Source organism: Vibrio sp. V43_P6S15P86 (assembly GCF_009904725.1).
Classification (GTDB): Bacteria; Pseudomonadota; Gammaproteobacteria; order Enterobacterales; family Vibrionaceae; genus Vibrio; species Vibrio diabolicus.
Window position 1 is genome coordinate 1 of sequence record NZ_WXWT01000059.1, and the last position, 4,640, is coordinate 4,640.

At 45.5% G+C, this 4,640-nt stretch carries 4 protein-coding genes; 3 read left to right on the top strand and 1 reads right to left on the bottom strand.

Translation table 11 applies throughout. From position 1 onward, the window contains the following. Window positions 1-445: NAD(P)/FAD-dependent oxidoreductase (locus CAG69_RS02630; protein ID WP_161442611.1), on the bottom strand; the 445-nt coding region annotated here is incomplete at its 3' end. A 155-nt stretch (window positions 446-600) separates the two neighbouring features. On the opposite strand from CAG69_RS02630, the gene CAG69_RS02635 reads away from it, so the two are divergent. From CAG69_RS02635 to CAG69_RS02645, 3 genes are all read left to right on the top strand, one after another. Then, window positions 601-1,353 (top strand): electron transfer flavoprotein subunit beta/FixA family protein, encoded by a 753-nt coding sequence (locus CAG69_RS02635; protein WP_042523555.1) that lies wholly within the window; start codon window positions 601-603, stop codon window positions 1,351-1,353. Next, window positions 1,350-2,276, top strand: coding sequence for an electron transfer flavoprotein subunit alpha/FixB family protein (locus CAG69_RS02640; RefSeq protein ID WP_161442613.1), 927 nt, complete (start codon window positions 1,350-1,352; stop codon window positions 2,274-2,276). The genes CAG69_RS02635 and CAG69_RS02640 overlap by 4 nt, the downstream gene beginning before the upstream one ends. An 87-nt stretch (window positions 2,277-2,363) precedes the next feature. After that, window positions 2,364-4,394: an acetoacetate--CoA ligase gene (locus CAG69_RS02645; RefSeq protein ID WP_161442615.1), complete on the top strand. Its 2,031-nt coding sequence runs from the start codon at window positions 2,364-2,366 to the stop codon at window positions 4,392-4,394. Window positions 4,395-4,640: the final 246 nt, after the last annotated feature.

Genomic DNA, 4,640 nt, shown 5'->3' on the forward strand with positions numbered 1-4,640 from the left:
CTTCATCGATGATCGCTTGACTGGCGGTAAAACCTGGGTAGACCTCCACCCCCAAGTTCTCAGCCTGCAACGCCATCCATCGGCATAGACTGCCCAAACTTATGATGTAATTACCTTTGTTATGTAACGTATTAGGCACCGCCCAAGACGGCAGTTCATGACCATTGATGTCATTGCCTAGATAGTAGGTTTTATCTTGGTTTACTTTGGTATTGAGCGGAGCGCCTTTCTCTTCCCAGTCGGGAAAAAGCTCATCCAAACTCCGCGTTTCAAACACCGCACCCGATAAAATATGCGCTCCAACTTCAGAACCTTTTTCTACCACGCAAACAGAGAGGTCTTGTTTTTTTTCTGCTGCTAATTGTTTGATTCGGCATGCCGCAGACAAACCTGCGGGACCAGCGCCTGCAATCAGAACATCAAATTCCATGCAGTCTCTTTCCATGATTGCATTCCTTTTTCTTTGCATGTTGCCAACTTGTTAATCAACAATATATTTAAAGTTGACGCAAACGTAAAGGTAAATTAACATCATTTTAAAGACGTCATCACATCGTCTTCACTGTAAACACATAGTCTTCACTGTAAAAGGAATCTAACGTGAAAATACTAGTGCCAATCAAAAGGGTCATTGATCCCTACGTTAAAGTTCGCGTGAAAGCGGACCATAGCGATGTTGAAACCAATAACGTCAAGATGACGATTAATCCATTTTGCGAAATAGCCGTTGAAGAAGCCGTACGACTAAAGGAGCAAGGTATTGCAGATGAAGTCATCGTTGTCAGTGCTGGCGGTAGCCAGTGTCAGGAGCAACTACGTACCGCGCTTGCATTAGGCGCCGATCGCGCTATTCATGTCGATACTGAAGACAAAATAGAGCCATTAGTTGTTGCTAAGCTGCTCAAAGCTCTAGTTGAGCAAGAACAAGCACAGCTTGTGATTACGGGTAAACAATCCATTGATACGGACAACAACCAAGTGGCTCAGATGCTGGCCGCCCTACTTGACTGGCCTCAAGCAACTTTCGCTTCCGACGTGAAGATTGAAGATCAAAAAGTTCAGGTCGTGAGAGAAGTGGACGGCGGCTTGATGACGGTCGCGATGAACTTACCTGCGGTGATCAGTACTGACTTACGCCTGAATGAACCGCGTTTTGCCTCTTTGCCTAATATCATGAAAGCTAAGCGCAAGCCGTTAGATACCATCACACCTGACAGTCTGGGTGTTGAAGTGGTATTTAGCCAAACCATTCAAGAAATCACACCGCCAGCGCAAAGAAAAGGTGGCATCAAGGTTGAATCTGTCTCAGAGCTTCTCGATAAGCTGCGTAACGAAGCGAAGGTGATTTCATGAAGAACTTAATCATAGCAGAGCATGACAATAACCAATTGCATGCGGACACACTCAAAGTGGTTAATGCAGCAAAACAAGTCAGCCAAGACAATGTTTTGATCGTAGTGGGCCACCAGTGTGAAGAAGTCGCTCAGCAAGCTTGTCGCGTTGATGGTATATCAAACGTAATTTGTGTCGATGATGAGCAACTTAAGCATCAATTTGCCGAGAGTATCGCACCTATTGTAGTGAGTATTGCTGAAGGTTTTGACGCAATCTGGGCTAGCTCATCATCAAAAGGGAAAGACCTTGCACCTCGAGTAGCAGCGAAGTTCGGCGTTGGGCAAATTTCCGATATTGTCCAAGTTATCGATGAAAACACTTTTATCCGCCCTATTTACGCAGGAAACGCATTTGCCAAAGTGACCACCAGCGACAAGGTTCGCGTCATCACCGTGCGCGCGTCTGCGTTTGAGCCGGTTACTTGTCACAACCAAGCTGATATTAAGCATCAGCAGGTCACTATCTCAGCTCCAATGGTTGAATTGGTTTCTGTCGATAAAACCGTGTCAGAACGTCCTGAATTAAGCGCGGCAGAGGTGGTTGTGTCAGGTGGACGCGGGGTCGGTAGCAAAGAGAACTTCGCGTTGCTCGAACAAGTGGCCGATAAACTAGGTGCTGCCATTGGCGCTTCTCGCGCGGCGGTTGATGCCGGGTTTGTTGCCAACGACTTACAAGTGGGTCAAACCGGTAAAATCGTTGCACCTAAGCTTTATATAGCGGTTGGGATTTCCGGTGCCATCCAGCATCTTGCAGGAATGAAGGAATCCAAAGTGATTGTCGCGATCAACAAAGATCCAGAATCTCCTATCTTTGAAGTTGCCGACTATGGATTGGTTGGTGATTTATTTGAGGTACTACCTCAGCTTGCCGAACAACTTTAAACGATCAGATAAGGGGCGAACACTGCTATGTTCGCCCCTTTATTTTGTTTTTGGTCATATTCAAAAGAATTGAAATTAGAGGGACCTATGCCAAATTCTGCACCTATTTGGTCACCATCTGCTGAGCGCGTCAGCAATAGCAACTTATTACGGTTCATCGAAAAGGTTAATAAAGACAAAGCCGAAGGTACCGTAATCAACAATTACACGTCTCTACACCAGTGGTCCATTGAGCACAATGATGAATTTTGGCGACATACTTGGCAGTTTTGCAACGTAATCGGAGATATAGGTTCGCAAGTCAAGAGCCTTGGCAGTCCCAAATGGACACCAACAGGTTCTAATCATCATCATGTAAATAGAGACACAGTATGGTTTGCTGACGCCACGCTGAACTACGCAGAGAACCTCCTATCTCAGGCTGAACAATCACCAGAGCGTGAGTTTATTGTTTTTAGCAATGAAAGCGGTGAACACCGACAACTCACCGGTAAACAGTTGCTTGAACAAGTTTCTGCCATTCAACAATGGCTACTCAATTGTGGTGTCGGTAAAGGCGATGTCGTTGCGGGTTATTTGCCCTACCTTCCTGAAACCGTTATTGCCATGCTGGCCACCACCAGTCTTGGTGCCATTTGGACTTCAACCTCTCCTGATTTTGGTATCGATAGCGTCGTAGAGCGTTTTGGTCAGGTCAAACCGAAAGTTCTTTTTTGCTGTGATGGCTACCAGTTCGGAGGCAAAGCTTTCGATATGACGAACAAGAACACCACTCTTAGTAGTAAGTTAAGCAGTGCCTCCGAAGAGACTACTATTAGCGTATGCCAAATCGAATATTTACAAAACGCTGAGAGTGCTAGCACTTCTGAGTTTGTTTCTTGGTCCGATATTACTCACCACTTTTCTCCACAATCAATTCAATATCAACCAACGCTGTTTAATGACCCGTTATTAATTTTGTATTCTTCTGGTACAACAGGTCAACCTAAGTGTATTGTCCATTCCGCAGGCGCTACCTTGCTCAATCACCTCAAAGAACATCAACTGCATTGCGACATCAAATCGCAAGACAAGGTTTTCTACTACACAACATGTGGTTGGATGATGTGGAACTGGCATGTTTCCGCTCTTGCGAGTGGTGCAGCCTTAGTGATTTACGACGGTAGTCCGGTTTACCCTGATCACTCCGTCTTATGGCAATTAGCAGAAGAACATAGCGTGTCGCTGTTTGGTACTTCAGCGAAATACTTAGAAGCACTGGAACAGGCAAACTGCTCTCCAAAACTAGAACATAACCTGAAGTCACTCAAAACTCTTTGCTCAACTGGTTCGGTGCTTTACCCAGAACAATTTAGTTATGTCTATCAGCACATCAAGCAGGACTTGCATCTCGCTTCTATCGCTGGCGGCACGGATATTTGCGGATGCTTTGTACTGGGAAACCCTATCTCACCAGTTTACAAAGGTGAATGCCAAGGCGCAGGGCTGGGAATCGACGTGCGTGTTTTGGACGACGAGGGAAAAACCATTACACAGCAACGCGGCGAACTAACTTGCAATAACTCACTACCTAACTTCCCTATTGGCTTCTGGCACGACAACGGCGAACGCTATCACAACGCTTATTGGAGCAAGTTTACCGATATCTGGCACCATGGCGACGATGTGATGCAAACCGAACATGGCGGCTTCATTTTTTATGGCCGTAGTGACGCAACCTTAAATCCAGGCGGCGTACGCATCGGTACCGCTGAAATCTATCAGCAAGTGAGCGCGTTACCCGAGGTTGAAGACTCCATCGCTGTCGGCAAGTTAAACCAGCAGTCTGAAGAAATCTGGTTACTAGTAAAACTCGCTCACAACGTCGAGTTAACCCAACAACTCACCGATTCAATTCGCCAAACATTGAAAACAAAATGTTCACCGCGCCATGTCCCACGACAAATTTTTGCCATCAGTGATATTCCTAAAACGCGCTCAGGCAAATTGGTTGAGCTAGCAGTGAAACAATTGGTAAACGGACAAGCTGTAAAAAACATTGGTGCTATTGCTAACCCAGAAGTGCTGGAAGAAATTAAAACGCTTTTCAACATAGAAAGTGGCGCCACTGTCAATTAGAGACTCAACAAGTCTTCCAACAATACAGACGGGTATAACCTAACTGTATTTTTAGCTCGCTCGATAACTCCTCCCCACTTTCGTGGAAACTGCGCGAAATATGCTTCATGTACACAAAAAAGGTGAGATAATTATATCTCACCTTTGAGCCATATGAGCTGGAGCATTAGTTTGGGGGTTAAGCTTTTATCAGTTGGCTCATATCTTCGCGAACTTGTGGCACCGTTAAACCAACGATGATTTGAA